The following is a 23756-nucleotide window of genomic DNA, read 5'->3' on the forward strand; positions in this document are numbered from 1 at the left end:
CCCTTTTTTGATTACGGGCGTTTGGCGTAGGTCGGTCGGATCGCCTGTTTTTCGCCCTCGGCGAACATGGGGCGATTGCCATTCCGCATGGCCCAAAGGCCGCTCACCGTCGCAATGGCAATTCCCTGCTTGTCCAGCTCCGGAAGGTGCTTCGCAAGGTAGTCAACGGTGACCTTGTGGGGGTGGCCGATCGCCACAGCACTGCCGTTCTCCCGCGCCCGCTTGATCAGAAGCTTGAACTGTTTGTCCACGTACGCCTCGGTCTGCTGGTGATCCAGGAAAACGTCCCGGGATAGCGTGGGGATGCGGTAGGCCTCGGCCACCTTGCCAGCGACGGTTGAGGCAATGGTCCGGCTGTCCACGAAATAAACCGGGTATTTCTCAAGCTCCTTCATCACCCAATCCATCGGCTTCAACTCCTGGGTCAGAAGGCTGCCCATGTGATTGTTGACGCCGGAAACGAACGGGATGGACTGCAAGGAGCGCCTCAGCGTCTGGGCGATGGCCTGCTCGTCCATGTCGGGGGTGAGACCGCCCTGGCCAAGACCATAGTGATGGGTGTTGGCCATAGGTGAATGCAGCATGATTTCTTTCTGATGCTGGTGCGCCAGGGTTGCCAGCCGGACCGTGTAGGGGCGGTAGGGCAGGAAAGACAGCGTCAACGGCTGATCCATGTTCGCCAGCCGCTCACCCTGTTCCAGGTCGTGGCCCATATCATCGATGATAATCGCGATGGTGGGCGGGAAGCCGGACCGTGGCCCTGCGGCAAAGGCGTTCGCTGCGATCAGGCAGGCGAACGCAACCAGAATGGGCCGCAGACGGCTCACTCGCTGGCTCCGGTTGTTTCGCGGATGTCCTTCTTGCCCAGGATGTGGAGACCCTTGAGCAGGTTCAGGGCGGAGCGGAGCTGGTAATCCCGTGCCGCCAGGTTGCCGGTGCCCTCTTCGCCCTGATCGGTGGCGCCGTTATTGCCGTCGCCTTCATTCTGGCCTTTGAGATGGCCGCTCAGGTCGGCTTCGGTAAAGAAGGGCTTGCTGTCGAGTTCCTTGAGCTCGGCGGGACGAACCACGATGTCCGGCGTAATGCCGGTAGCCTGGATAGACCGGCCGCTCGGTGTGTAATAGCGGGCGGTGGTCATCTTGATGGCGTGGGTTTCATCGAGGGGAATCACGGTCTGCACGCTGCCTTTACCAAAGGACTGGGTGCCCATGATGACGGCCCGCTCCTGATCCTGCAGGGCGCCGGCCAGAATTTCCGACGCCGAGGCGGAACCGCCGTTGATCAGTACCACGACCGGTGTGCCTTCGATCTCGTCGCCGGGCGTCGCGCTGAAGCGCAGCCTTGAACTCTGGATCCGGCCCTCGGTGTAAACGATCAGGCCATCGTCAAGCAGTGCGTCTGCGGTGGCGACGGCCGCCTGAAGAACGCCGCCCGGGTTGTTCCGGAGATCGATGACAAGGCCGTCGAGATCGCCGCCATGTTCTTTCTTCAGCGCCTTCAGTGCGTCAGAGAACTGGGTACCGGTATCGGCCTGGAACTGGGTGATTCGGACATAGCCGTATCCGTTTTCCAGTATGCGCTTCTTCACGCTGGTGACCTTGATTACGTCCCGCTTGACGTCAATCTCGATCGGCGCGCTTTCGCCTTCGCGCATGATGGTCAGGGTAAGCACGGTGCCCGGTTTCCCGCGCATCAGTTTCACGGCCTCTTCCAGTGACATGCCCTTGACCGGCTTCTCGTCCAGCTTGATGATCAGGTCGCCCGCCTGCACGCCCGCCTTCTGGGCCGGAGTGTCGTCAATCGGCGAAATCACTTTCACAAAGCCGTTCTCCATGCCGACCTCAATGCCGAGGCCGCCGAACTCGCCGGAGGTGCTCTCCTCGAGTTCTTCGTAGTCTTTCGGAGCGAGGTAGGTGGAGTGGGGATCCAGGTCGGAAAGCATGCCTTTGATGGCGCTCTCCAGCAGTTGCTGGTCGGAGACTTCCTCGACGTATGCGTCCTTGATGCGGGCGAAGACCTCGGTGAATTTTCGCAGGTCATCCAGAGGGAGCTGCTTCTCGGGATCCGGCAGGGTGATTTCCACCTGGCCATTATTCTGAAGGCCCTTGAGTAATTTCTCGGTCTCGCTGTTCTGATCCTGACCAAGCGCCAGTCCGGGAACGGTGATGAAACAGGTGACAAGGAGGATGGCTCTCAATGGTCGTGATGAAAGAATACTTCTGTCCCGTTTCATTAATAGATCCCGTTTTGTTTCCACTAGTTGGACGGATTTTTCCGGATTCACGACAGTATGGCGTCAGCGGGCCCGTTTGTCAGCCCTCCGGATGACTGTTCGTTATTTTGCCAGCCAGCGCCGAGGGTTATCGGGTTTTCCATTGTGGCGGATCTCGAAATAGAGCTCCGGTGTGTCGGCACCCCCGGTGCGTCCCGCCAGGGCAATGGTTTCCCCGGCGTTCACCCAGTCGCCCGGGCTGGTGAAGAGGCTGCTACTGTGACCATAGAGTGTCATGTAGCCATCGCCATGGTCGATGATGGTGAGCAGTCCGAACCCCCTCAACCAGTTGGCAAAAACCACCCGTCCGTAATGGACGGCCTTGATCGGTGCTTCCGCCTTGGTTCCGATCAGCAGGCCGTTACGCCGGAGTTTGCCATCGGCGTAGTGATCGCCAAAGCCGCTGATGACCTTGCCGTTTGCCGGCCATGGGAGCTTTCGGCGAAGCGACTTGAATGGCTGGGATTCGTTCGGGGAGGGGATGTTGGCAATGGCCTGTTGCACCTCGTTGAGGAGACGCTCCAGGCGCTTACGATCGGCTTCCAGGTCTTCCCGTTCGCTGCGCTTGTTACGGATGTCCGCTTTCAGCGCTGCCAGGGTCTGTTCCCGTTCCTTGCGGGAGCCGGCCAGCTGTTTCTGCCTTTCGGCCAGTTGCTGCTCGGTCTGCTTCAGCTGATCCTGGGTGGTCCGGGCCTGATCTTCCGTGCGCTTCAGGGCCTGCAGGTTGTCATGAAAGGTTTCGAGCTGGGCGACCGTATCCCGGCTGAGACATTCGTAATAGGTCATCGTCCGGGCAATCCGGTCAGGATCGATTTCGTTCAGCAGCACCTTGACCGCCGGCGCATCGCCCTCCATCCAGGCTGCGCGGATCTGACGTTTCAGGCTTTCCCGCTGCCGGTCCAGCGTGCGCGTAAGTTCGGCTTCTTCTTCCGAAAGCTGTTTGAGTCGCTGCTGCTGTTGCTCGAGTTTCTGGCGCAGATCCCGGCGCTCCCGGGTCAGGGAGCTGATGCGGCGTTCCGTTGCTGCCAACTGTTGTTCGAGGTCCGAGCGATCATCCTCGGCGTCGGCCAGCCAGTCGTCAATGTCCTTGATGCGATCTTTCAAGGCCTCGACCTGGGCCGGGGTGACGTCCTGTTGGGCGCTCACAGGCGCTGCCCACACCACGAGGGTGAGGCACAGCGCCAGAAGGTGGAGTCGTTTCAAAATCCGGGAACTTGGTTCAGTCGAGTTCTACCAGGCTGTGCCCGGTCATCTCGCTGGGTTGCTCAAGGCCCATGAGGGTCAGTAGCGAAGGCGCCACATCGCTCAGGCTACCGTCGTCCCGCAGATGGACCGGGCGATGGCCGGTGTAGACCAGAGGAACCGGACCGATGGTGTGGGAGGTGTGCACCTGTCCGGAACCGGGATCGGTCATCTGTTCACAGTTGCCGTGGTCTGCGGTGATCAGGGCTTCGCCGCCAACTTCATCCAGGGCTTCGACCACCCGTTTCACGCAGGTATCCAGGCATTCTGCCGCCTTGATGGCTGCGTCCAGTTTCCCCGTGTGGCCCACCATGTCGCCGTTGGCGTAGTTGCACACGACAAGGTCGTACTTGCCGCTCTTGATGGCTTCGACGAGTTTGTCGGTGACTTCCGGCGCGCTCATCTCTGGTTGCAGATCGTAGGTCGCCACTTTGGGGGAGGGAACCAGGATACGCTCTTCGCCCTCAAACGGCGTTTCCAGGCCGCCATTGAAAAAGAAAGTGACGTGGGCGTATTTTTCGGTTTCCGCAATCCTGAGCTGGGTTTTGCCCAGTTTGGAGACGTATTCGCCCAGTCCGTTGGACAGTTGCTCCGGCGGGTAGGCGCAGGCGGTCTTGATGTCTGCAGCGTACTCGGTGAGCATGACGAAATCCGCCAGTTCCGGATGCCGGCGGCGCTCAAAGCCATCAAAGGTTTTATCCACGAAGGTACGGGTCATTTCCCGTGCCCGGTCTGCACGGAAATTCATGAACAGTACCGTGTCGCCGTCCCGGATCAGACCGTCGGCTTCGCCCGGCGGCTGGATGTGGGTGGCTTTCACAAATTCGTCGTTTTCGCCCCGTTCATAGGCCTGCTCCAGCGCGCTGATCGGGTCCTCGGCAGTGAACTCGGTCTCGCCGAGGGTCATGGCGTTGTAGGCAGACTCGATCCGGTCCCAGCGATTATCCCGGTCCATCGCGAAATACCGGCCCACGATGGTGGCGACCCGTCCCACGCCGAGGCCTTTCAGTTTGGCAGCGGCTTTTTCCAGGGAGGGTTTGGCGCTCCGCGGCGGCATGTCGCGCCCGTCCAGGAAAGCATGGATGTAGACCTGCTTTGCGCCCCGTTTTGCGGCCATCTCTGCGGCAGCCAGAATATGGTCTTCGTGACTGTGTACGCCGCCCGGCGACAGCAGACCCATCAGGTGCACGGCCCGGTCGCTTGCAACTGCTTTGTCGATGGCATTACAGAGGACCGGGTTCTCCTGGAAGTGGCCGTCCTCCAGATCCTTGTCGATTCGGGTCAGGCTCTGATACACCACCCGGCCGGCACCCAGGTTCATGTGGCCAACCTCGGAGTTGCCCATCTGTCCCTGCGGGAGCCCTACAAACATACCGGAGGTGTTGATCAGCGTTTTCGGCTGGTTGGCCCAGAGCTGGTCCCAGAAAGGTGTGTTGGCCTTGCTGATGGCGTTGTCATCTGCCGGGTCTCGGTAGCCCCAGCCGTCGAGGATAATCAGTGCCGTCGGCTTGCGGTTTGCAGTCATGTTTGTGTCCGGAAGGAAAATGTCAGTCAATTTGCGAAAAACGAAATGAGAGTGTCTCTATTTTCGCATTTTCTCGCCACTTCCGTCACCTTCTGTCGGGCAGGCGGGGTGTGTATAATCCGGCCAAACCAATTTTCAGGGTAATTTCATGGACCGCTTGTTTGAATTCGTCGTTAACCATTACATCCTGGCATCGCTGTTCGTCGCTTTCCTGCTGGCCATCTTTGCGCTTGAGACACGCCGTGGCGGCTCAAAGGTTTCAGCTCAGGCAGCGGTAAACCTGATCAACAAGGACGAGGCGGTCGTAGTGGATATCCGGGATCGGAAGGATTTCGGGACCGGACGTATTACGGGTTCTATCAACATCCCGTTGAACAGTCTCAAGAGCCGGGCCTCCGAACTGAATCGGTTCAAGGACAAGCAGATCATTATTGCGGACAAGATGGGCCAGCATTCTTCCATGGCGGTCAAGCAGCTGAATGCCGAAGGGTTCAACAACGTGGTGCGGCTCGGCGGTGGCATCAGTGAGTGGAAGGACGCCAACTTGCCGCTGGTCAAGAAGTGAGGTCGGCCCGGTCTTGATCTCCGTGCGGTTCTGCCGCACTGTTTCACATTAGCCGGCGTAGGCACGCAGTAGACTGTTCCGGCAGCTACCCGATAACAACGGGCCCTGAGCCCAGGAATGAAACCTAAAGGACCGAACATGGCTGAGAATCAGCAAGCCGCAGGCAATGACAACCAGAACCAACCCCAGTTTGCCCTTCAGCGCATTTACGTGAAGGATCTGTCTTTCGAGTCACCGAACTCTCCGCTGGTATTTCAGGAGCAGTGGCAGCCGCAGGTAAACCTGGACCTGAATACGTCCCACGAGAAGGTCAGCGATAACCAGTACGAAGTGGTGCTGTCCCTGACGGTCACGACCAAGATTGGTGACAAGGTGGCGTACATCGTCGAGATTCAGCAGGCCGGTGTGTTCCTGGTTCATGGTATTGAAGGCCCTCAGCTTGGTCAGATGCTGGGCGCCTACTGCCCGACCATCCTGTTCCCCTACGCCCGCGAGTCCATCGATAACGTGGTCAACAAGGGTAGCTTCCCGGCTCTCATGCTGGCACCGGTCAATTTCGATGCGATCTACGCCCAGGCGCTCCAGCGTAAACAGCAGGAAGCCGAAGGCGGTGCGGAAGAAGAGTCCAAGACGCACTGATCACGCCTCGAAAGACAAAAAAACCGGCCATGGCCGGTTTTTTTGTGTCTGGATCCCGGGTTACACAGCCCCGTCAAAGCCCAGCTGGCGCCAGGCTTCATACACCACCAAGGCTACCGTGTTGGAGAGATTCAGGCTACGGCTCTGCGGCCGCATGGGAACCCTCAGCCGGTGAGCTGCCGGTAAGCTTTCGCGGACGTCGCCAGGAAGACCACGGGTTTCCGGGCCGAACATCAGATAGTCACCATCCTGGAAGTCGACTTCGTGGTAATGGCTGCTCCCCTTGGTCGTCAGGCCATAGAGCCGTGCCGGCTGTTCGCTTGCGAGAAAGCCGGCATAGTCCCTGTGGACCTTGACGGTAGCGTATTCGCCGTAATCCAGTCCGGCCCGGCGCATCTGCTTGTCTTCCAGGGTAAAACCCAGCGGCTCGATCAGGTGCAGCTGGCAACCGGTGTTGGCACAGAGCCGGATGATGTTGCCGGTGTTCGGCGGTATCTCCGGCTCGTAGAGCACCACATGCAGCACGGCGTCAGCGTTCTACAGCGAGGGCGACGCCCATGCCGCCGCCAATGCACAGTGTGGCAAGGCCCTTGTGCGCATCCCGGCGAACCATTTCATGAAGCAGGGTCACCAGTATGCGGCATCCGGATGCACCGATGGGGTGGCCCAGGGCAATGGCGCCACCGTTGACGTTAACCTTGTCGGTATCCCATTTCAGGTCACGGTTAACGGAGATGGCCTGCGCCGCAAAAGCTTCATTGGCCTCGATCAGGTCCAGGTCATCGACCGTCCAGCCTGCCCGCGCCAGGCAGCGCTGGCTGGCGGGAATGGGGCCGGTCCCCATGATGGTCGGATCCACGCCGGCGTTGGCGTGGGCCTTGATGGTGGCCAGCGGAGTCAGGCCCAGTTCTTTGGCTTTTTCAGCGCTGCACACCAGCACCGCCGCAGCACCATCGTTCAGGGAGGAAGCGTTGCCGGCGGTGACCGTTCCATCTTTCTTGAAGGCCGGGCGGAGCTTGGACAGGCCGTCGCCGGTGACACCCTCCCGGGGGCCTTCGTCTTTGCTGACGATCAGCGGGTCGCCCTTGCGTTGGGGGATGCTGACCGGAACGATCTGACCCTCGAAGTAACCGGCCTGCTGGGCGGCGACCGCCTTCTGCTGGGAGGATGCGGCAAAGGCATCCTGCTCTTCACGGCTGATGCCGTATTTTTCCACGATGTTTTCGGCGGTAATGCCCATGTGGTAGTCGTTGAACGCGTCCCACAGACCGTCCTTGATCATGGTGTCGATCATGGTCCAGTTGCCCATGCGCTGCCCGTTCCGGCTGTTGGGAAGTACGTGCGGCGCCTGACTCATGCTCTCCTGGCCACCGGCCACCATGAGCTCCGCGTCACCGCATTGGATCGCCTGCACAGCCATATGCACCGCCTTCAGGCCGGAGCCGCAGACCTTGTTGATGGTCATGGCCGGTACCGACGCCGGGATACCAGCGTGGATGGCTGCCTGGCGCGCCGGGTTCTGCCCGCAGCCAGCGGTCAACACCTGGCCCAGAACCACTTCGTTGATCTGATCGGCGGCAACGCCGGTCTCTTCCAGCAGCGCCTTGATGACGGCGCTGCCAAGCTGGTCCGCGGGCAGGCTGGATAGCGCACCGCCGAAGGTCCCGATGGCAGTCCGCTTGGCGGCAACAATGACGACATCACGCATGAGGATTCTCCAGTATCTGGTGGCGCGAGCCATCGGCGTCGCACCTTGGGGGATGGCAAACTGCCGGGCATTGTATCCGGAAAGCCGTGACCGACCCAAACGGGGCCGGTCACATGTTCAGGCTGCGCCCGCCATCCACGGAGATGATCTGCCCCGTCACGAACGGCGCGTCGCACATCAGGAACACGATGGTACCGGCGATATCGTCCGGGTTACCGGTGGTCGCCAGTGGCGTCTTCTCGACGATCGCTTTCTGGTAGCTGCGATCAATGGCGCCGTCGTTTTCAGGCCAGAGGATGGCACCGGGGGATACGCCGTTGACCCGCACGTCCGGCGCAAGATCCTTGGCCCAGGAACGGGTCATGGCGGCAAGGCCGGCTTTGCTGGCGCAATAGAGCGGGTGGTTGCTCAGGGGCTTTTCGCTGTAGATGTCGATCAGGTTCACCACACTGCCATGGCTTTTTCGCAGGGCCGTCAGGCAGGTCTGCAGCAGGAAAAAAGGCGCTCTGAGGTTGGTGTTCATGATCCGGTCCCAGTCCTCGTGCATGGCTTCACCGTTTGGTGTGGGATAGAACACCGAGGCATTGTTCACCAGGCCGTCCAGGCGGCCCCAGTGGGCGAGCGCTTCCTTGCCCAGGCGATGCACGTCATCCAGGCGGGTCAGGTCGCCCTGTAGGCAGATGGTGGACCCCGGCCGAGCCTCGTTGAGCTTTTCGGTGAGCGCCTGCGCCTGGGTCTGCCGGGACCGATAGTGAATCACGAGGTTCCAGCCACGGTCATGCAGCATTTCTGCGGTACGGGCGCCCAGACGGTGGGCCGAGCCGGTAACCAGTGCAACAGGTGCGTTGGCAGTCATGGGTATCCTCAGTTGTTGGTGTCAGGCAATGACTGTTGTATACGAGTCAATCGTTCCTCCCGGATTGCACGCCCCAGCGCCTTGCCGCTTAATCCTTGCTCCATCAGTGCTTTCGGGCTTACGCCGGTCGCACTGTCGGCGGCCTTCCCAAGAACCTTGAGGAATGCCCGTTCCGGTTCGGGCAGGGCGCATTCAAGTACTTCCGTCAGCGCCTGGAATCGCTCCGGTCGTCGCCAGAAATCGGCCGTATCGAGCAGTTCCAGCAGACGGTCGGCCGGTAACCGGTCCATTGAGCATAATTCAGTCACTTCGGCTTTGAAATGGGCGGTGAGGCCGGCGAGCGACCGACAATCGTTGGGAGCCTTGAGCGTCGCCGCGCGGTGACGGGCGGTCTCTTCATCCAGCACAGAGAACAGCGCTGCCACGCGTTGGTCCGTTTCCGTGTCCGAGCCGCTGATGCAGCGTAAGGCTTCAAGAGCCTCCTCCAGCACGCCCGGAACCGCGAGTTCCGGAATCAGCACGGCGAGAGCATCGCAGGCCTGAAGAACCTCGAAAAAAGTGTCGGGTTCGTGTTCATGGAGCGCCCGCTGGATTTCCTGCCAGACCCGTTCCGGCACCAGGTGGTCTACCTCGCCCTCTGCCACCATCTGCCGCATCAGCCGCATGGTGTCGTCGCATACCCGGAAGCCGAGGGGGGTGAGGCGCGCGGCAAAGCGGGCTGTGCGGAGAATGCGAAGCGGATCCTCGGCAAAGGCGGGAGAAACGTGCCGGAGCGCGTGGTCTTTAAGGTCCCGAAAGCCATCGAACGGGTCAACCAGTTCGCCTTCTTCGGACCTGGCCATGGCGTTGATGGTGAGGTCCCGGCGTTTGAGGTCCTCTTCCAGGGTGACATCCGGAGCGCTGTAGACCGAAAAACCGTGATAGCCGCGCCCCTGCTTGCGCTCGGTTCGGGCGAGCGCGTATTCCTCGCGGGTTTCCGGATGCAGGAACACCGGGAAATCTGCCCCGACCTGTTTGAATCCCTTTGCCAGCATCTCCTCAGGCGTGGCGCCCACAACGACCCAGTCCCGATCCTTGACCTCAAGGCCAAGCAGTTCGTCGCGGACGGCGCCGCCGACCAGGTAGGTTTGCATGAAAGGTCTCCGCCGGTAGGTGTTGGGAATACACCGAGATTATCCGGCGCAGGGCCAGAGTTCGCAAACCCGGGCACAAAAAAGCCCGCCGGTTTCCGGGCGGGCTTTCGCTCAGGCGGGGCCGGTCAGAAGGACGTGCCCAGCTCCAGGGCAGCACCGACATCGGCGTTGCTGTAGAGGCCGGCGAGATCCAGGCGTAATCCCATCAGGTTCAGACCGAAACCGGCCGTGTACTGGGTCTTTTCTTCGATGCCATCGTTATTGTCGTTGCTGGCCAGGTTCTGGCGCACACCAAAGCGCAGCTGGGCATAGCGCCAGGCATCCAGTTCGGCGCCGAGAGCCAGCCACTGGGTGTCGTCTTCAAAGCCGAACGCCTTGTTCTTGGTCAGATCCAGCTCGGCGGTGAGCACATGGAAGTCGCCGGTATGGGCGATCCCCGCCGTGACGGTTGGGTTCAATTCCAGAGTGCGCACCTTCTCGTCAAGATCGGGCCGGCTGGCCGCCGAATCCAGTTCCATGGGGATCAGGTTCTTGGCCACCACGCCGAGGTTCCATTGCTGGCGTTCACCAAAGGTATAGGCGGTGCCCAGGTCCAGGTTGAAGCCGCTTTTATCGGTGGTGTTGTTGTCGCTGTCGAAGTTGTTGTCATCGAAGCCGGAAACCGTCTCGGTGTACTGGAAGGTCTTCAGCTGAACGTATTTGGGGGAGACGCCCACCTGCAGGTTGGCTCCGTTCTGCAGTTCGAATTGCCGCGCGAAAGACAGGCCGACTTCGGCGACTGCGGCGGCCAATACCTTGCCCTTTGAGGTGAGGTTCAGGTTGCCGTTGGAGTCGGTTGCGGCGTCGATCTTGTTCTGTGCATCCGTGGCATCGGAAGCGTTGACGATGTTGTCCAGCAGGGTACGGTCATCGGTGGAAACTTCACCCTCTACGGTCATCACCAAGGTACCGTTGGTGAAAGCGCCTACGGCGAATGATTGGCTGGGGGCACTCAGAGCCAGGCCAAGGCCCAGGTTGGCCCGCATCTTGTCCTGATCGAACGATACAAGCCGATCCCGTAGATCTGCAGCGGTTTTTTGAACAGTCTCGGGCGCTGTGCCAGATCGAATTTGCTGCTCGAATTGGTCGATCACGGTTTGAATGTCATCAACCTGATCGACCACTTTTTCTTCATCAGCTACGCGGGCATTAATCGATGGAAGGATCAGTCCGAAATCATCGGACCAGTCATTCTGGTTGGAGGCCATCATAGCTGGGTTGTCCGCAGCGGCTTCCGCCGGGTGAGCGACGGCGACACCGGTTCCGCCCATGGCGAACGAGCGGGCAGAGGAGAAGGTTTGCGGTCCGGCGAAGGCAGCATTGGCGGCGAGAGCAGTGGAAATTGCAAGGCAAAGTCGGGTGGTGTTTCGGTGTTTCATGAGTGAATGACGCTCTTTTATCTTTCATTAATAAATAGTTAGTGTTTGGATTAGAGCAGAACCGGCCCGTGCCTCAAAGTGCAGAATCGTAAACGGGTGTTTCCAGAGTGTAAGTCAAGGCAATAACTTGCCGCTTTTGCGAGATGTATCACGCTACAGTTACCATGATGTCCGGTAGATCAACCGGTTGCATAACTTGGCGTGATTTTTTCATGGTCAGGCGAAAGATTGATTTTTCGGAGATTGGATATGATCTTGCGCCGGATTCCCGTTCTGCTGTTTGCGTTGGTTGTGGCGGCCTGCGCCCCGGTGGGCAGCTATCAGGAGAGTAATCGCGACGCGCGTCTCGACGAGAACCTGAAACCGATTGTGGTTCGCGTGAGCGGATTCGGAACCTACGAGGATGCCGGAAAAGACCGGCTGGACACTCGAAAGAGACTGCTGGCGCGCCGTGCCTCGCAACTGGATGCCTATCGCAACCTGGCTGAACGGGTGTATGGCACGGTGATCTACGGGAGCTCCACGGTGAACGACTTCGTGCTGCATAACGACAGGTTCCGCACCTACGTCGACAGCTATATACGGGGTGCCAAGATGGTTGCCGTCAACGAGCACAGCGATGGGGTCGTTGAAACCGTTATGGAGCTGAAACTTGAACCCCGGTTCCGGGCCTGTGTAGCCGCGGTGGCAGATGACCAGGTGCGCGAGCGATGCCCGATTCCCATGCCGATGACTAACGATTCGGTGGGTGATGTTGAATCCCGGAATGTGGATTCGCTGTACTATCTGGAGTGACTATGAGCGTGGCTATTTTTCGCCGGTTGGCTTTGGCCGGGCACCCGGGGCTGGTCGTACTCATGGCTCTGGCCTTTGTGCTGGTGACGATATTGGGCGCCAGGCCAGCCGGGGCCGTTGTCCTCGAGGGCGTTGGCCATGCCTCGATTATCAACGGGGATGTGGATGCGGCGCGGGAAAAGGCCCGGGAAGCAGCCCTCCGGGATCTGGCCTTGCAATACGAGGCCAGTGTCAGTACTCGGGACACCATGGAAAATGGCGTCATCACCCATTCACGGATGGAATTGGCCGCCAGTGCGCAGGCCCGGCAGGTTCGGATTGTCGACGAACAACGTTCCGGCAATCTGTTGCGGGTTACGGTTCGCGCGGATGTGTCAGCACAGCAGTCCAGTTGCCAGGCCAGCGATGCGCTTCATCTGAGAAAGCGGGTTGCGATTGCCGGTTTCCCGATCCTCAGGCCGGACCAGGCGCGGGTAGGGCAGATCGGTGACGCCGGCGAAAACCTGCCGCAGCAGATTCAGGCCCGGTTGCGCTCCCGGGGCAATCTGCAGATCCTGTCCGCGTCAACCTCGAGTCTGTTCGGCGACGCCATCAATGCACCCACGGTTCAGCTGAACAACAACCAGTTAACGAACGTGCTTCGGCTGGCCCGGGAAATGGGGGCCCAGTTTGTGGTCACCGGTGTCATCCGGGATCTGGGCATTGCCGATCCGGCGGCCTGGAATACGTCCCTGTGGGCCGGTTTCAAACGCGGCATCGGCGCAACGGACCGGAGTCGTCGCTTTGCCGTGGACCTGATGGTTTTTGACGGGTTCAGCGGCTCACCGGTCTATCAGGAACGGTTTTCCGCAACGGGTGACTGGGACGCCGAGCCCGGCAGTTCCGTCGGATTCGGTTCGGCCGGCTTCCAGAAGACCGCCTATGGCCAGGCGGTTGCAGGGATCGTCGACCGGATGGCAAGCGCTGTCGATGAGGCACTGGCCTGCCAGCCGTTCATGACGCGTATCGCTCGGGTGGATGGTCGAACTGTGACGCTGGATTCCGGCGCCACGGCAGGTCTTCGGCCCGGTGATGAGTTGCACCTTTACCGCAGTGCCCGTCACTGGACCACGCTGGATGGTACGCCGGAGCTGACCGATGCGGGTCTGACCGTCACGCTGAACAACGTGCATCCGGACTTCAGTTCCGGCCGGATGTCGCAGGACGGTCGCGAGGTGAATATTCAGAGGGACGATCTGGCGATCGTCTGGTAATGATCAGGCCGCCTCGGCGGCCGCGATATCCCGGATTTTACCGACCATGGCACGCAGGCCGTTGCCGCGTGTCGGAGAGATGTGACGGAACAGGTCAAGGCGTTCGAACAGCTCGTCGATGTCGGTCGTCAGCAAGTCCCGCGGGCTTTTACCGTTCAGCGCAACCAGAATGATGGCTGCCAGTCCGCGCACGATCATCGCATCCGAGTCAATGAGCAGGTACAGCTTGCCACTGGCTTCATCGTAATGGTGGATCAGCCACACCTGGCTCTGACAGCCGTGGACGTAGTTCTCTTCGATACGGGCGTCATCGGGAAACGAAGGCAGTTGTTTGCCGAGGTCGATGATGTAGGCGTAGCGCTCTTCCCAGTCATCCAGGAACTCGAACGCGTCCATGACATCCTCGAGTGTGGTCTTGGTTCCGAGCGGGTTATTCAGAAAGTCCTGTTCGCTTGCGGTCATTACAGCATTCCCAGTTCCAGCTTCGCTTCGTCGGTGAGCATGTCGTTGCTCCAGGGGGGATCGAAGGTCAGTTCAACCGTCACCTTGTCGACGTTGGGGACATGTTCGAGTTTCCGCTTCACGTCGTCGGTGATGACCGGTCCCATTCCGCAGCCTGCTGCCGTGAGTGTCATCAGGACATGAATCTGGTTGCCTTCATCGGTGCCGTTTTCAATCCGGCACTCATAGATCAGTCCCAGGTCCACGACATTGACCGGGATTTCCGGATCGTAGCAGTTTCTCAGTGCTTCCCAAACCTGGTTCTCGTTGACCGTACCATCGGCCGGGGTCTCGAAACTGCTTTCCAGCGGCTTCTTGCCCAATGCATCGGCGTCGTGGCCCTCGATGCGGGCCAGGTTGCCGTTCACCGCTACGGTAAAGGTACCGCCCAGCGCCTGGGTGATGGTCACGAAGGTGTCCGACGGAATCATGATCTCGGTTCCGGAGGGGACGAGGCGGGCTTCCACCTCTCGCTTGGTCAGGACCACTTCCCGTTCTTGCATGCCGACTCTGGCCTCGCTGTGTTCTGGTGTATCAGGCGACGGTGAAGCTCTCACCGCATCCGCATTCCGCGGTCGCATTCGGGTTCCGGAAACGGAACAGGGAGTTCACGCCTTCGGTCACAAAATCGATCTCGATGCCGTTGACCATGGGCAGGTGGGCTTCCTTGACGAAGACATCCACCCCGTCGATGTGAAAGACGCGGTCATCATCCTCGACGGATTCCACCCATTGGGTTTCGTATTTGAAGCCGGAGCAGCCGCTTTTCTTGATAGCCAGCCGAATACCCCTGGCCTCCGGCTTGCGCTCCAGTTGCTTTTGAACGTGCCGCACGGCCGTTGGTGTCATGGTCACGGACACTTCGTTGGTCGGGGTGAAGACTTCTGCTGTCATGATTCCACCTCCATCAGGCAAACAGGCGCTGGATTTTCTGCAGACCGGTAAACAGGCGGTCCACTTCCTCCAGCGTATTGTAAAACGCGAACGATGCCCGGGCGGTGCCCGGCACCCCGTAAAAATCCATCAGGGGCATGGCGCAGTGGTGGCCGGTCCGGATCGCGATGCCCTGCTGATCCAGCAGCGTGCCTATATCACTGGGGTGCAGCCCTTCGATTTTAAAGGACATGACCGGGACTTTTTCCCGGGCGGTGCCTATGATCTTCATGCCGGGAACCGAGTCGACCAGTTCATTGGCGCGCGCCAGCAGCGCATTTTCGGCCGCCTCTACCGCCGCGCGATCCAGACCGCCGAGGTAATCCAGTGCTGCGCCGAGCCCTACCGCCTCTGCGATAGCGGGCGTGCCGGCCTCGAACTTGTAAGGCAGAACATTCCAGGTGGTCCGCTCGAAGGAGACCCGTTCGATCATCTCCCCGCCGCCCTGGTACGGGGGCATTTCCTCGAGCAACTGGGCCCGGCCATAGAGCACTCCAATACCTGTGGGGCCAAAGACCTTGTGGGACGAAAACACATAGAAGTCACAGTCCAGTGCCCGAACGTCCGGCTGGAAATGGGGCACGGCCTGTGCGCCATCGATCAGCGTCAGTATACCCCGCTTCTTGGCCTCTTCGATCAGCGGTGCAACCGGGTTCACGGTTCCGAGTACATTGGACACGTGGGTAAGCGCCAGTATGCGGGTCCGGTCGTTCAGCAGGCTGTGGAAGGAGTCGAGGTCCAGCTCGCCGTCCGGAGTCACCTGGATCGGGAGTACCCGGGCACCGGTGCGTTCCGCGATCATCTGCCAGGGAACGATGTTGGCGTGGTGCTCCATGTGGCTGACAAGGATTTCGTCACCCGGTTTCAGTCGTGGTGCCAGCCCGTTGGCCACCAGGTTGATGGCTTCCGTGGTGCCGCGGGTCCAGATGATCTCCCGGGTACTCTCGGCATTCAGAAATCGGCGTACTGTCTCCCGCGCGCCTTCAAACGCAGCGGTTGCCCGGTCGCCCAGGGTATGGGCCCCTCGATGCACATTGGAATGCATTTCCCTGTAGTAGCGGTCCATGGCGTTCAGCACGGCCTCCGGCTTTTGCGCCGACGCGCCATTGTCCAGATAGACCAGAGGCTTCCCGTTCACCTGTTGTGACAGGATCGGGAAATCCCGGCGAATGGCTTCCACGTCAAAGGTGGGAGGTCTGGCGGTGCTTGCCACAGACAGATCGGTCATAACCGGTTACGCCTCCAGAAATGTCTGTTCAAAGAAGTGGCTAAGGCGGCCCTGAACCGTTTCCCGGACCGCTTCAACCGGGATCTGCTCAACCAGCTCGTTAATAAAGGCCATGGTGAGCAGAACATTGGCTTCGCGCCGTCCGATACCCCGTGACACCAGGTAGAACAGGGAAATCTCGTCCAGCTGGCCGATGGTGGCACCATGGGCGCATTTCACGTCGTCCGCGTAAATCTCCAGGACCGGCTTGGTATCGATTTCTGCTCCGTTGGACAGCAGCAGGTTCTTGTTGTTCATATCCGCGTTGGATTTCTGGGCATCCTGATGGATATGAATCCGCCCGCTGAATATCGCGTGGGACTGATCCGCAGCAATGTTCCGGTAGGTTTCCTCACTGTTGCAGTGGGGCACCACATGCTCAATGCTTGTGTGGTTGTCGTAGTGCTGTTTGTCACGGGTGGCAACGACACCGTTGAGTTTGCATTCCGCCCCTTCGCCTTCCAGGCGCACCCGCAGGTCGTGGCGGCGCAGTGGGCCGCCAAAACCGACGCTGTGGCTCTCGAACCGTGAGCTGCGCTGCTGAACGACACCGGTTGCACCGATGTGCTGGATATTGTCGCCTTCCATGTTGAGGCGAATGCTGGTGACATTGGCGCCTTCTCCGGCCATGACTTCGGTGACGGTATTCACCATGGCGGGCTCACTGCCACTGGAAATATATTCTTCGACCAGCGTGATCTGGCTGTTGGCGCCGGCGTCCACAAAAATCCGGGGGTAAGCCGAGCCACTGGCGTCGGCACTGGTCTCGTGAATGATGAACAGGGGCTGGTCCAGAGCCGCGCCAGGCTTGAGGCGAATCAGAAGGCCGTCTTCAAACCGGGCGGAATTCAGGCGCGCCATCTGCACGGCGCCTTTTTCGTCGGATCCGCCGAGGGTGTCATCCAGCCTCTGGGCCAGTTCGGAGGCCTCGTCGTCATCGAGGTCGCCAAAGCTTTGGATGCGGATTCCGCTCAGGTCCGGGTACTCGCTGGCTTCGGGCATCATCACGCCGTTCAGGAATGCCACCTTGTAGCCGGGCACCGCCAGGCTGCTGCCGGTTTTGCCTTCGGCCGGCAACGAAATAGCCATGTCGTCGGTCAGCTTCAGGTGCCTGCTGGAATACTTCCAGTTTTCCGTTTTCCGCGTCGGCAGCGGCATATCGACCAGCGCGGTTCCGCGCTGTTTGCGCAGGGCCGCGAGTGGCTCCGGTAGCAACTGTCCGGCGGGGTGGAGGAACGCCATGGAAAGGGTTGGTGCTGGTTTCATTCCGCGACCTCCTTAGTTGGCAGCGTTGTCGGCAGTTGCTTCATCCTTGATGCCGAGCCAGCCGTACCCTTTCTCTTCGAGTTCCAGGGCCAGTTCACGACCTCCGGACTTGATGATCCTGCCGCCGGCCAGAACGTGGACGTAATCCGGCACGATGTGATTGAGCAGTCGCTGGTAGTGGGTCACCATAAGAATCGCGCGGTCCTGGGAACGCAGCGCATTGACGCCGTCCGCGACAACTTTCAGTGCGTCGATATCGAGACCGGAGTCGGTTTCGTCGAGGATCGCAAGCTTGGGCTGCAGCAGCAGCGCCTGCATGATTTCGTTCCGCTTCTTCTCGCCGCCGGAAAAGCCTTCATTCACGCCGCGCTTGAGGAAGGCGGGATCCAGGTCGACCTGCCTGGAGACATCCTTTGCCAGTTTCATGAATTCGGCGGCGTTCATTTCCTCTTCGCCGTGATGCTTGCGCATGGCATTCACCGCAGTCCGCAGGAACTGCATGTTACTGACGCCGGGGATCTCGACCGGATACTGGAACGCCAGGAAAATGCCTTCACGGGCGCGCTCCTCGGTCTCCAGTTCCAGGAGGTTTTCGCCATTCATGACGACTTCACCGTCGGTGACCTCAAATGCTTCATTGCCTGCCAGCACCTGCGACAGGGTGCTCTTGCCGGACCCGTTCGGCCCCATGATGGCGTGAACTTCCCCGGCTTTGATCTCCAGGTTGATGCCCTTGAGGATTTCTTTGCCCTCAACGGATGCGTGCAGGTTCTTGATGCTCAGCATTTGTCGGCTTCTCTCTGTATTCTGAAATTCTGTATGTAACTTAAACCCGTTTTGTGCCCGAATGAATTTTCGGGCAGTGAGCGGGGAGCGCCTTCCGGGATCGTCAAAATCATGGATGATTTTGTCGAGCGTACAGGGATGTATTTACAGCGTATCCCGGAAGGCGCTCCCTGCTCGCTGACCTCCACTTGAGGCCAGCGGGGCAGATTTATTTAACCAACGGACCCTTCAAGGCTCACTTCGAGCAGTTTGCCGGCTTCCACAGCAAACTCCATCGGCAGCTCCTTGAACACCTCTTTGCAGAAGCCGTTCACGATCATGGATACGGCCTGCTCCGGGTCGATGCCGCGCTGGCGGCAGAGGAACATCTGCTCGTCGCTGACCTTCGAGGTGGTCGCCTCGTGTTCGACAATGGCAGATTTGTTCTTGCTCTCGATGTACGGGAAGGTGTGGGCGCCGCAGCGGTCGCCGATCAGCAGCGAGTCACACTGGGTGAAGTTGCGCGCTCCTTCCGCTCCGGGGCCGAATTTCACCAGTCCCCGATAGGCGTTGGAGCTTTTGCCCGCAGAGATACCCTTGGAGATGATGGTGCTCCGGGTATTCTTGCCGAGGTGGATCATCTTGGTGCCGGTGTCGGCTTGCTGGTAGTTATGGGTGAGTGCCACTGAATAGAACTCGCCCACACTGTTGTCACCGCGAAGCACGCAGCTCGGGTACTTCCAGGTAACCGCGGAGCCGGTTTCCACCTGGGTCCAGGAAATCTTGGAGTTCTTGCCGATGCAGGCGCCACGCTTGGTCACGAAGTTGTAGATGCCGCCTTTACCCTCTTCGTCACCCGGGTACCAGTTCTGGACCGTGGAGTATTTGATCTGGGCATCGTCCAGCGCCACCAGTTCAACCACCGCAGCGTGAAGCTGGTTCTCGTCACGCATGGGGGCGGTACAGCCTTCAAGGTAGCTGACGTAACTGCCTTCGTCGGCAATGATCAGCGTGCGCTCGAACTGGCCGGTATTGGCGGCGTTGATCCGGAAATAGGTGGACAGCTCCATCGGGCAGCGGACGCCTTTGGGCACATAGACAAAGGTGCCATCAGAGAAGACGGCGGAGTTCAGCCCGGCGAAGAAATTGTCGCCGTGGGGGACCACGGAACCCAGGTATTTCTGCACCAGCTCCGGGTAATCCCGGATGGCTTCGGAAATGGAGCAGAAGATCACGCCGGCTTTTGCCAGTGGTTCCTTGAACGTGGTAGCCACTGACACCGAGTCGAACACGGCATCGACGGCGACGCCGGCGAGCTTTTCCCGTTCGTGCAGGGGAATGCCCAGCTTTTCATAGGTTTTCAGTAGCTCCGGATCCACTTCGTCCAGGCTCTGGGGCATGTCTTCCTTCCGCTTGGGTGCGGAATAATAGGAGATCGAGTTGTAGTCGATTTTCGGGTAGCCCACGTGAGCCCAGTCGGGCTCATCCATCTCGAGCCAGCGACGGTAGGCTTTCAGGCGCCACTCCAGCATCCATTCCGGTTCTTTCTTGATCCCGGACAGGCGGGCGATAACGTCTTCATTAAGGCCGGGCTCGAACGTATCGGATTCAATGTTGGTAACGAATCCGTGCTCGTATTCCCGTTTGATCAGCTCGTTCACCTCTTGGTCGGTGGTCGCCATGATCGTCGCTCCGTAATTCTCTCATCTCGGGCTTTTGGCCCTTGGTGTCACCATCGGCCCAGTGCCGGGCCGGTGGTCTGATAATCTGTTCACAGGGTGTTGCGGTGGTCGTTCAAACGATGAGTACGCCCCGCAATCGATTTTTGGATGACGGAGGCCGGACACCTGATGATAAGCGGGCCGGATTCCGTTACTTCTGGCGAGCGATTATACAATACCAGAGTAAAATAGTCAGGTATTAAATCGAGCGTAGGGAGATTATACCTTAATCAACCCACACGGCACTAAGGCTGCGGTTATTACGACCATGGGGATTCCCGATGTCGGGTCAGTCAGGGGCGGTGAGCGGCTGGTAGAGATCGTCCAGTTCGGTGGAGTAGCTGATGCCCACCAGCTTCCATCCGTTCCGGTGGGGCTGATAGAAGGTGAAAGTCCAGGCGATGGCGGCGGCTTCGAACTTTTCGAGCCAGATTTCCCGGGTGAAGTCTTCGGCGATCACATCCGTACGTACCCGTGAAACGGCGATGGGCTCGCCAACCTTGTCGGTCACCCGCTTGAAATAGCTGGCGGCATTTCGGGCGGATTCCTCGTAGGGCGACGCCTCAACGCCGAGCACCGGTTTGAGGCGCTCGTAGGCGCCAGTAATGTCACCCGATCTTGCGGCTGACATGAAGGCCTGCGTCTTCTCGCTGATCGCCATTCGGTCCGGAAGGCTGTCGGCGGGTACCGGGAGGCTCAGCAGTGAGGCTGTGAGTCCCGCGAGGATGGTGGTGTAATGGCGCATGAGTCCGCTCCAGATTGGGTCATCCGGGCAGGGTAGCGACACGGCCCGGGCCAATCGTTGCGTTAACTCTCATTACCGAAACTCGTCCTATCGACGGGAAATCATTCCAGTAGCCGTGTCAGGTAACTGTTCGCCAGCGAGGCGGGAAGATTGTCCGGCCGGGGTATCCGAACCACGTGGCCGCTGCCCGGGGCGTGGGTCATGGTGGTTCCCTGGCGGTTTTCCATCCGCTCTGCAGAGAACCGGAGATTACCGGCCGGCGTGATCAGTTCCAGTGTGTCACCGGGCGCAAACCGGTTCTTCACATCCACGGTCAGCCAATGGTCGTCACTGTCTGCAATCGTGCCGACCACCTGTTGGGTGCCCAGGAAGGAGGAGCCCTGTTCGTAGCTCTGATATTCCTGGGGCAGATGACGCCGGAGAAACCCCTCGGTGTAACCGCGATTGGAAAGCGCCTCCAGCTGATCCATCAGCCCCATGTCGAAAGCCTGTCCGCGCATGGCATCGTCGATGGCGCGCCGGTAAATCTGGGTGGTGCGGGCAACGTAGTAGGTGCTCTTGGTGCGGCCCTCGATTTTCAGTGAATGCACGCCCATTTTGACCAGTTCGGCCACGTGTTGAACGGCCCGGAGGTCTTTCGAGTTCATGATGTAGGTGCCGTGTTCGTCCTCGTAGGCAGGGATAAAGCCACCGGGGCGATTGGGTTCTTCCAGGAGGATTTCCCTGGGTTCAACTTCCTGCACCGCATCGGCAGAAGTGGCGATCAGATCGCCCGTCTGGTCGTGGCCGTGCTGCACCTCCTTGTAGTTCCAGCGACAGGCGTTGGTGCAGGCACCCTGGTTGGCGTCCCGGTGGTTCATGTAACCGGACAGCAGGCAGCGACCGGAGTAGGCCATGCACAGGGCGCCGTGAACGAAGACTTCAAGTTCCATCTGCGGCACCCGCTCCCGGATTTCCCGGATTTCATCCAGGGCCAGTTCCCGGGACAGAATGACCCGGCTCAGGCCCTGGCGGCGCCAGAACTCCACGGTGGCCCAGTTGACGGCGTTTGCCTGGACCGAAAGGTGCACCGGCTGATCCGGCCATCGCTCCCGGACCTGCATGATCAGGCCGGGGTCAGACATGATGAGTGCATCCGGGCCCCGCTCAATGATCGGCTCCAGATCCCGCAGATAGGTCCTGACCTTGCTGTTGTGCGGCGCAATGTTCGATACGAGGTAAAACTGCTTGCCGAGCTCGTGGGCTCGCTCAATGCCGGCTCCCAGCGCTGCAACATCCTTGAAACTGTTGTTTCGTACTCTCAGCGAATAGCGGGGCTGGCCCGCGTAGACCGCGTCGGCACCATAGGCAAAGGCGGTTTCCAGATGATCTGGTGTACCCGCCGGGGCAAGCAGTTCCGGGGTGGTCATTGAATGCTCCGGGATATTTCTCGCAGGATGGTTCGGGGTGGTGTTCGAAAAGGCTGCTAGTGTGGACGGTTGATAACGATCTGGCGTTGATCTCGCTCAAAGGTCGTATTGATTATTTTCGGCTAACATATGTACGCTGATTTTTCTGGCACACACGGTCGGACTCAAAAGAAGGAGGAACCCCATGCCATCTGATCCCCTGAGGCCGGAGATGATTCGAGTATCTCTGAGTAGCCGGGTCAGTTCACTGATTGTGTCCCAGCTGGCGCGAGGCAGGGTTGGTGTCGAGGCGGTGGCGTCGCAGTTGCACATGAGCCGATACACGCTGCACAAGAAACTGAAACGTGAGGGACTGACCTTCGCGAGCCTGTTGGAAGAGGTACGCCGCAAGCAGGCGCTGACCTATATGCAGGACAAAACCAAGCCGCTGGTGGAAATCGCCGAGCAGCTTGGTTTTTCGGAATTGAGTGCTTTCAGCCGGGCGTTCAAGCGCTGGATGGGCACTTCCCCGGCTGAATACCGCTCCGTCAGACTTTCCTGAAAATCAGGGTGGCGTTGGTGCCGCCAAATCCGAAGCTGTTGCTCATCACCAGGTCCAGGTTCTGGTTGTCCATGCGTTCGCGGACAATCGGGTAGCCTTCGGCCCCTTCATCGAGGTTCTCGATGTTCGCGGACGGTGCGATGAATCCCTCCCGTTGCATGATCAGGCTGTAAATGGCCTCATGCACGCCAGCGGCACCCAGGGCGTGGCCGCACAGGGGCTTGGTGGAGCTGACCGGTGGGATTCGGTCGCCGAAGGTATCCCTGAGCGCTTTCAGTTCCGTGATGTCACCGGCCGGCGTGCTGGTGCCGTGGCTGTTGACGTAACTGATCTCGCCATCGACCTGCTTCATGGCCTGTTTCATGCAACGCACCGCGCCTTCGCCACTGGGCGCAACCATATCGGCTCCGTCCGAGGTGGCACCGAACCCGACAATCTCTGCAAGGATATTGGCGCCACGGGCCTCGGCATGTTCAAGCGCCTCGAGAGCCAGGACGCCGCCACCCCCGGAAATCACAAAGCCATCCCGGTTGGCGTCATAGGTCCGCGAGGCGACTTCCGGTGTATCGTTGTACTTGGTGGACAGCGCGCCCATGGCGTCGAACAGCAGGCTCAGGCTCCAGTGAATGTCTTCACCGCCGCCGGCGAACATGATGTCCTGGCGCCCCAGGGCGATCAGATCCGCGGCATGGCCGATGGCGTGGGCACTGGTGGCACAGGCAGATGTGATGCCGTAATTGACGCCGCGGATACCAAACGCGGTCGCCAGCGAGGCATTGATAGCGCTGCCCATGGTCCGGGGCACCCGATAGGGACCAACCCGCCGGATCCCTTTATCCCGGTGGGTATCGATCGAATCGAGCAGTTCAACCGTTGATGCGCCCCCCTGGCCGAAGATCAGGCCAGTGGTGTCCGCGCGGATATGGTCGTCGGTCAGGCCGGACTGTTCGATCGCCTCTTTCATGGCGAGGTAGGTGTAGCCGGAGGCCGGGCACATGAAGCGCCAGATCTTGCGGTCAATGAGTTCCGGAAGGTTCAGGTTGATCTGGCCGCAGACGTGGCTGCGCAGGCCATTGTCCTTCGCCTCCTGGCTGAACCCGATACCCGAGATGGACTCTTTCAGCGATCGGGTCACTTCCTTCTGGTTGGTCCCCAGGCTGGAGACAATCCCCATGCCGGTAATCACAACGCGACGCATGCAG

24 protein-coding genes are annotated in these 23756 nt (G+C 59.8%); 5 read left to right on the forward strand and 19 right to left on the reverse strand.

Annotated elements, in window-relative coordinates:
• Positions 1–11: 11 nt before the first annotated feature.
• The 4 genes from MLD04_RS00415 to gpmI all read right to left on the reverse strand — a co-directional run bounded on the left by MLD04_RS00415 (position 12) and on the right by gpmI (position 5039).
• Positions 12–827 carry a divergent polysaccharide deacetylase family protein gene (locus tag MLD04_RS00415; protein WP_379883248.1) on the reverse strand — a complete coding sequence of 272 codons (816 nt, stop codon included), beginning with the start codon at positions 825–827 and terminating at the stop codon, positions 12–14.
• On the reverse strand, positions 824–2233 hold the full coding sequence (locus MLD04_RS00420) for a S41 family peptidase (RefSeq protein ID WP_248153569.1): 1410 nt from the start codon (positions 2231–2233) through the stop codon (positions 824–826). Before MLD04_RS00420 ends, MLD04_RS00415 begins: the two co-directional genes overlap by 4 nt.
• Before the next feature lie 102 nt (positions 2234–2335).
• Positions 2336–3475 carry a murein hydrolase activator EnvC family protein gene (locus MLD04_RS00425; protein WP_282451700.1) on the reverse strand — a complete coding sequence of 380 codons (1140 nt, stop codon included), beginning with the start codon at positions 3473–3475 and terminating at the stop codon, positions 2336–2338.
• Between the two features lie 16 nt (positions 3476–3491).
• Positions 3492–5039, reverse strand: coding sequence for a 2,3-bisphosphoglycerate-independent phosphoglycerate mutase (gene gpmI, locus MLD04_RS00430; RefSeq protein ID WP_248153572.1), 1548 nt, complete (start codon positions 5037–5039; stop codon positions 3492–3494).
• Positions 5040–5187: 148 nt separating this feature from the next.
• Here gpmI and MLD04_RS00435 point away from each other — a divergent pair, with 148 nt between their 5' ends.
• On the forward strand, positions 5188–5604 hold the full coding sequence (locus tag MLD04_RS00435; RefSeq protein ID WP_248153576.1) for a rhodanese-like domain-containing protein: 417 nt from the start codon (positions 5188–5190) through the stop codon (positions 5602–5604).
• A gap of 138 nt (positions 5605–5742) precedes the next feature.
• Positions 5743–6243 (forward strand): protein-export chaperone SecB, encoded by a 501-nt coding sequence (gene secB / locus MLD04_RS00440; RefSeq protein WP_008939397.1) that lies wholly within the window; start codon positions 5743–5745, stop codon positions 6241–6243.
• A 60-nt stretch (positions 6244–6303) separates the two neighbouring features.
• On the opposite strand, the gene trmL is transcribed toward secB, so the two are convergent.
• The 5 genes from trmL to traF all read right to left on the reverse strand — a co-directional run bounded on the left by trmL (position 6304) and on the right by traF (position 11358).
• Positions 6304–6768 (reverse strand): tRNA (uridine(34)/cytosine(34)/5-carboxymethylaminomethyluridine(34)-2'-O)-methyltransferase TrmL, encoded by a 465-nt coding sequence (gene trmL / locus MLD04_RS00445; RefSeq protein WP_248153578.1) that lies wholly within the window; start codon positions 6766–6768, stop codon positions 6304–6306.
• Positions 6769–6772: 4 nt separating this feature from the next.
• Positions 6773–7951 (reverse strand): acetyl-CoA C-acetyltransferase, encoded by a 1179-nt coding sequence (locus MLD04_RS00450; RefSeq protein WP_248153581.1) that lies wholly within the window; start codon positions 7949–7951, stop codon positions 6773–6775.
• Between the two features lie 109 nt (positions 7952–8060).
• The gene (locus MLD04_RS00455) at positions 8061–8807 is read right to left on the reverse strand and encodes a pteridine reductase (protein ID WP_248153584.1); all 747 of its coding nucleotides are present in this window, start codon (positions 8805–8807) and stop codon (positions 8061–8063) included.
• Positions 8808–8815: 8 nt separating this feature from the next.
• Positions 8816–9940, reverse strand: a complete 1125-nt coding sequence (locus MLD04_RS00460; RefSeq protein WP_248153587.1) for a tRNA nucleotidyltransferase/poly(A) polymerase-related protein — start codon at positions 9938–9940, stop codon at positions 8816–8818.
• A gap of 125 nt (positions 9941–10065) precedes the next feature.
• Positions 10066–11358 carry a conjugal transfer protein TraF gene (gene traF / locus MLD04_RS00465; RefSeq protein WP_248153589.1) on the reverse strand — a complete coding sequence of 431 codons (1293 nt, stop codon included), beginning with the start codon at positions 11356–11358 and terminating at the stop codon, positions 10066–10068.
• Positions 11359–11607: 249 nt separating this feature from the next.
• Here traF and MLD04_RS00470 point away from each other — a divergent pair, with 249 nt between their 5' ends.
• Both MLD04_RS00470 and MLD04_RS00475 read left to right on the forward strand, forming a co-directional pair.
• Positions 11608–12153 carry an LPP20 family lipoprotein gene (locus MLD04_RS00470; protein WP_248153592.1) on the forward strand — a complete coding sequence of 182 codons (546 nt, stop codon included), beginning with the start codon at positions 11608–11610 and terminating at the stop codon, positions 12151–12153.
• A gap of 2 nt (positions 12154–12155) precedes the next feature.
• Positions 12156–13406, forward strand: coding sequence for a flagellar assembly protein T N-terminal domain-containing protein (locus tag MLD04_RS00475; protein ID WP_248153595.1), 1251 nt, complete (start codon positions 12156–12158; stop codon positions 13404–13406).
• A 3-nt stretch (positions 13407–13409) separates the two neighbouring features.
• Here the strand turns inward: MLD04_RS00475 and MLD04_RS00480 are convergent, their stop codons facing one another.
• The 9 genes from MLD04_RS00480 to trhP form a co-directional block, all read right to left on the reverse strand.
• Complete coding sequence (locus tag MLD04_RS00480; protein ID WP_008939389.1) at positions 13410–13868, reverse strand: SufE family protein; 459 nt, start codon at positions 13866–13868, stop codon at positions 13410–13412.
• The gene (gene sufT / locus MLD04_RS00485; protein ID WP_008939388.1) at positions 13868–14410 is read right to left on the reverse strand and encodes a putative Fe-S cluster assembly protein SufT; all 543 of its coding nucleotides are present in this window, start codon (positions 14408–14410) and stop codon (positions 13868–13870) included. The genes MLD04_RS00480 and sufT overlap by 1 nt, the downstream gene beginning before the upstream one ends.
• A 31-nt stretch (positions 14411–14441) precedes the next feature.
• Positions 14442–14801: a HesB/IscA family protein gene (locus MLD04_RS00490; protein WP_248153597.1), complete on the reverse strand. Its 360-nt coding sequence runs from the start codon at positions 14799–14801 to the stop codon at positions 14442–14444.
• 13 nt (positions 14802–14814) lie between these two features.
• Positions 14815–16068: an aminotransferase class V-fold PLP-dependent enzyme gene (locus tag MLD04_RS00495; RefSeq protein WP_248153599.1), complete on the reverse strand. Its 1254-nt coding sequence runs from the start codon at positions 16066–16068 to the stop codon at positions 14815–14817.
• A gap of 6 nt (positions 16069–16074) precedes the next feature.
• Complete coding sequence (gene sufD / locus MLD04_RS00500; RefSeq protein WP_248153601.1) at positions 16075–17373, reverse strand: Fe-S cluster assembly protein SufD; 1299 nt, start codon at positions 17371–17373, stop codon at positions 16075–16077.
• A 12-nt stretch (positions 17374–17385) separates the two neighbouring features.
• On the reverse strand, positions 17386–18159 hold the full coding sequence (sufC, locus tag MLD04_RS00505; protein ID WP_248153603.1) for a Fe-S cluster assembly ATPase SufC: 774 nt from the start codon (positions 18157–18159) through the stop codon (positions 17386–17388).
• 212 nt (positions 18160–18371) lie between these two features.
• The gene (gene sufB / locus MLD04_RS00510; RefSeq protein ID WP_248153605.1) at positions 18372–19820 is read right to left on the reverse strand and encodes a Fe-S cluster assembly protein SufB; all 1449 of its coding nucleotides are present in this window, start codon (positions 19818–19820) and stop codon (positions 18372–18374) included.
• A gap of 328 nt (positions 19821–20148) precedes the next feature.
• On the reverse strand, positions 20149–20604 hold the full coding sequence (locus MLD04_RS00515) for a hypothetical protein (RefSeq protein ID WP_248153607.1): 456 nt from the start codon (positions 20602–20604) through the stop codon (positions 20149–20151).
• Between the two features lie 101 nt (positions 20605–20705).
• Positions 20706–22013, reverse strand: coding sequence for a prephenate-dependent tRNA uridine(34) hydroxylase TrhP (gene trhP, locus MLD04_RS00520; RefSeq protein ID WP_248153609.1), 1308 nt, complete (start codon positions 22011–22013; stop codon positions 20706–20708).
• A 184-nt stretch (positions 22014–22197) separates the two neighbouring features.
• On the opposite strand from trhP, the gene MLD04_RS00525 reads away from it, so the two are divergent.
• Positions 22198–22554: a helix-turn-helix transcriptional regulator gene (locus MLD04_RS00525; protein ID WP_248153611.1), complete on the forward strand. Its 357-nt coding sequence runs from the start codon at positions 22198–22200 to the stop codon at positions 22552–22554.
• Here the strand turns inward: MLD04_RS00525 and fabB are convergent.
• Entirely contained in the window at positions 22541–23752 is a 1212-nt protein-coding gene (fabB, locus tag MLD04_RS00530) for a beta-ketoacyl-ACP synthase I (protein WP_248153612.1), read from the reverse strand. The two genes, MLD04_RS00525 and fabB, sit on opposite strands and share 14 nt — an antisense overlap.
• Positions 23753–23756 lie beyond the last annotated feature (4 nt).

Origin of the sequence: Marinobacter koreensis (assembly GCF_023156285.1) — a bacterium.
GTDB lineage: Bacteria > Pseudomonadota > Gammaproteobacteria > Pseudomonadales > Oleiphilaceae > Marinobacter > Marinobacter koreensis.

What these genes read in the sequence shown, in the direction of transcription:
- MLD04_RS00450 (WP_248153581.1), bottom strand. Translation starts at nt 7,951, where the DNA reads ATGCGTGATGTCGTCATTGTTGCCGCCAAGCGGACTGCCATCGGGACC.
- MLD04_RS00435 (WP_248153576.1), top strand. Translation starts at nt 5,188, where the DNA reads ATGGACCGCTTGTTTGAATTCGTCGTTAACCATTACATCCTGGCATCG.
- secB (WP_008939397.1), top strand. Translation starts at nt 5,743, where the DNA reads ATGGCTGAGAATCAGCAAGCCGCAGGCAATGACAACCAGAACCAACCC.
- MLD04_RS00475 (WP_248153595.1), top strand. Translation starts at nt 12,156, where the DNA reads ATGAGCGTGGCTATTTTTCGCCGGTTGGCTTTGGCCGGGCACCCGGGG.
- MLD04_RS00460 (WP_248153587.1), bottom strand. Translation starts at nt 9,940, where the DNA reads ATGCAAACCTACCTGGTCGGCGGCGCCGTCCGCGACGAACTGCTTGGC.
- traF (WP_248153589.1), bottom strand. Translation starts at nt 11,358, where the DNA reads ATGAAACACCGAAACACCACCCGACTTTGCCTTGCAATTTCCACTGCT.
- MLD04_RS00470 (WP_248153592.1), top strand. Translation starts at nt 11,608, where the DNA reads ATGATCTTGCGCCGGATTCCCGTTCTGCTGTTTGCGTTGGTTGTGGCG.
- gpmI (WP_248153572.1), bottom strand. Translation starts at nt 5,039, where the DNA reads ATGACTGCAAACCGCAAGCCGACGGCACTGATTATCCTCGACGGCTGG.
- MLD04_RS00495 (WP_248153599.1), bottom strand. Translation starts at nt 16,068, where the DNA reads ATGACCGATCTGTCTGTGGCAAGCACCGCCAGACCTCCCACCTTTGAC.
- sufT (WP_008939388.1), bottom strand. Translation starts at nt 14,410, where the DNA reads ATGCAAGAACGGGAAGTGGTCCTGACCAAGCGAGAGGTGGAAGCCCGC.
- trhP (WP_248153609.1), bottom strand. Translation starts at nt 22,013, where the DNA reads ATGACCACCCCGGAACTGCTTGCCCCGGCGGGTACACCAGATCATCTG.
- MLD04_RS00455 (WP_248153584.1), bottom strand. Translation starts at nt 8,807, where the DNA reads ATGACTGCCAACGCACCTGTTGCACTGGTTACCGGCTCGGCCCACCGT.
- MLD04_RS00490 (WP_248153597.1), bottom strand. Translation starts at nt 14,801, where the DNA reads ATGACAGCAGAAGTCTTCACCCCGACCAACGAAGTGTCCGTGACCATG.
- sufC (WP_248153603.1), bottom strand. Translation starts at nt 18,159, where the DNA reads ATGCTGAGCATCAAGAACCTGCACGCATCCGTTGAGGGCAAAGAAATC.
- MLD04_RS00525 (WP_248153611.1), top strand. Translation starts at nt 22,198, where the DNA reads ATGCCATCTGATCCCCTGAGGCCGGAGATGATTCGAGTATCTCTGAGT.
- MLD04_RS00480 (WP_008939389.1), bottom strand. Translation starts at nt 13,868, where the DNA reads ATGACCGCAAGCGAACAGGACTTTCTGAATAACCCGCTCGGAACCAAG.
- MLD04_RS00420 (WP_248153569.1), bottom strand. Translation starts at nt 2,233, where the DNA reads ATGAAACGGGACAGAAGTATTCTTTCATCACGACCATTGAGAGCCATC.
- sufD (WP_248153601.1), bottom strand. Translation starts at nt 17,373, where the DNA reads ATGAAACCAGCACCAACCCTTTCCATGGCGTTCCTCCACCCCGCCGGA.
- MLD04_RS00515 (WP_248153607.1), bottom strand. Translation starts at nt 20,604, where the DNA reads ATGCGCCATTACACCACCATCCTCGCGGGACTCACAGCCTCACTGCTG.
- sufB (WP_248153605.1), bottom strand. Translation starts at nt 19,820, where the DNA reads ATGGCGACCACCGACCAAGAGGTGAACGAGCTGATCAAACGGGAATAC.
- fabB (WP_248153612.1), bottom strand. Translation starts at nt 23,752, where the DNA reads ATGCGTCGCGTTGTGATTACCGGCATGGGGATTGTCTCCAGCCTGGGG.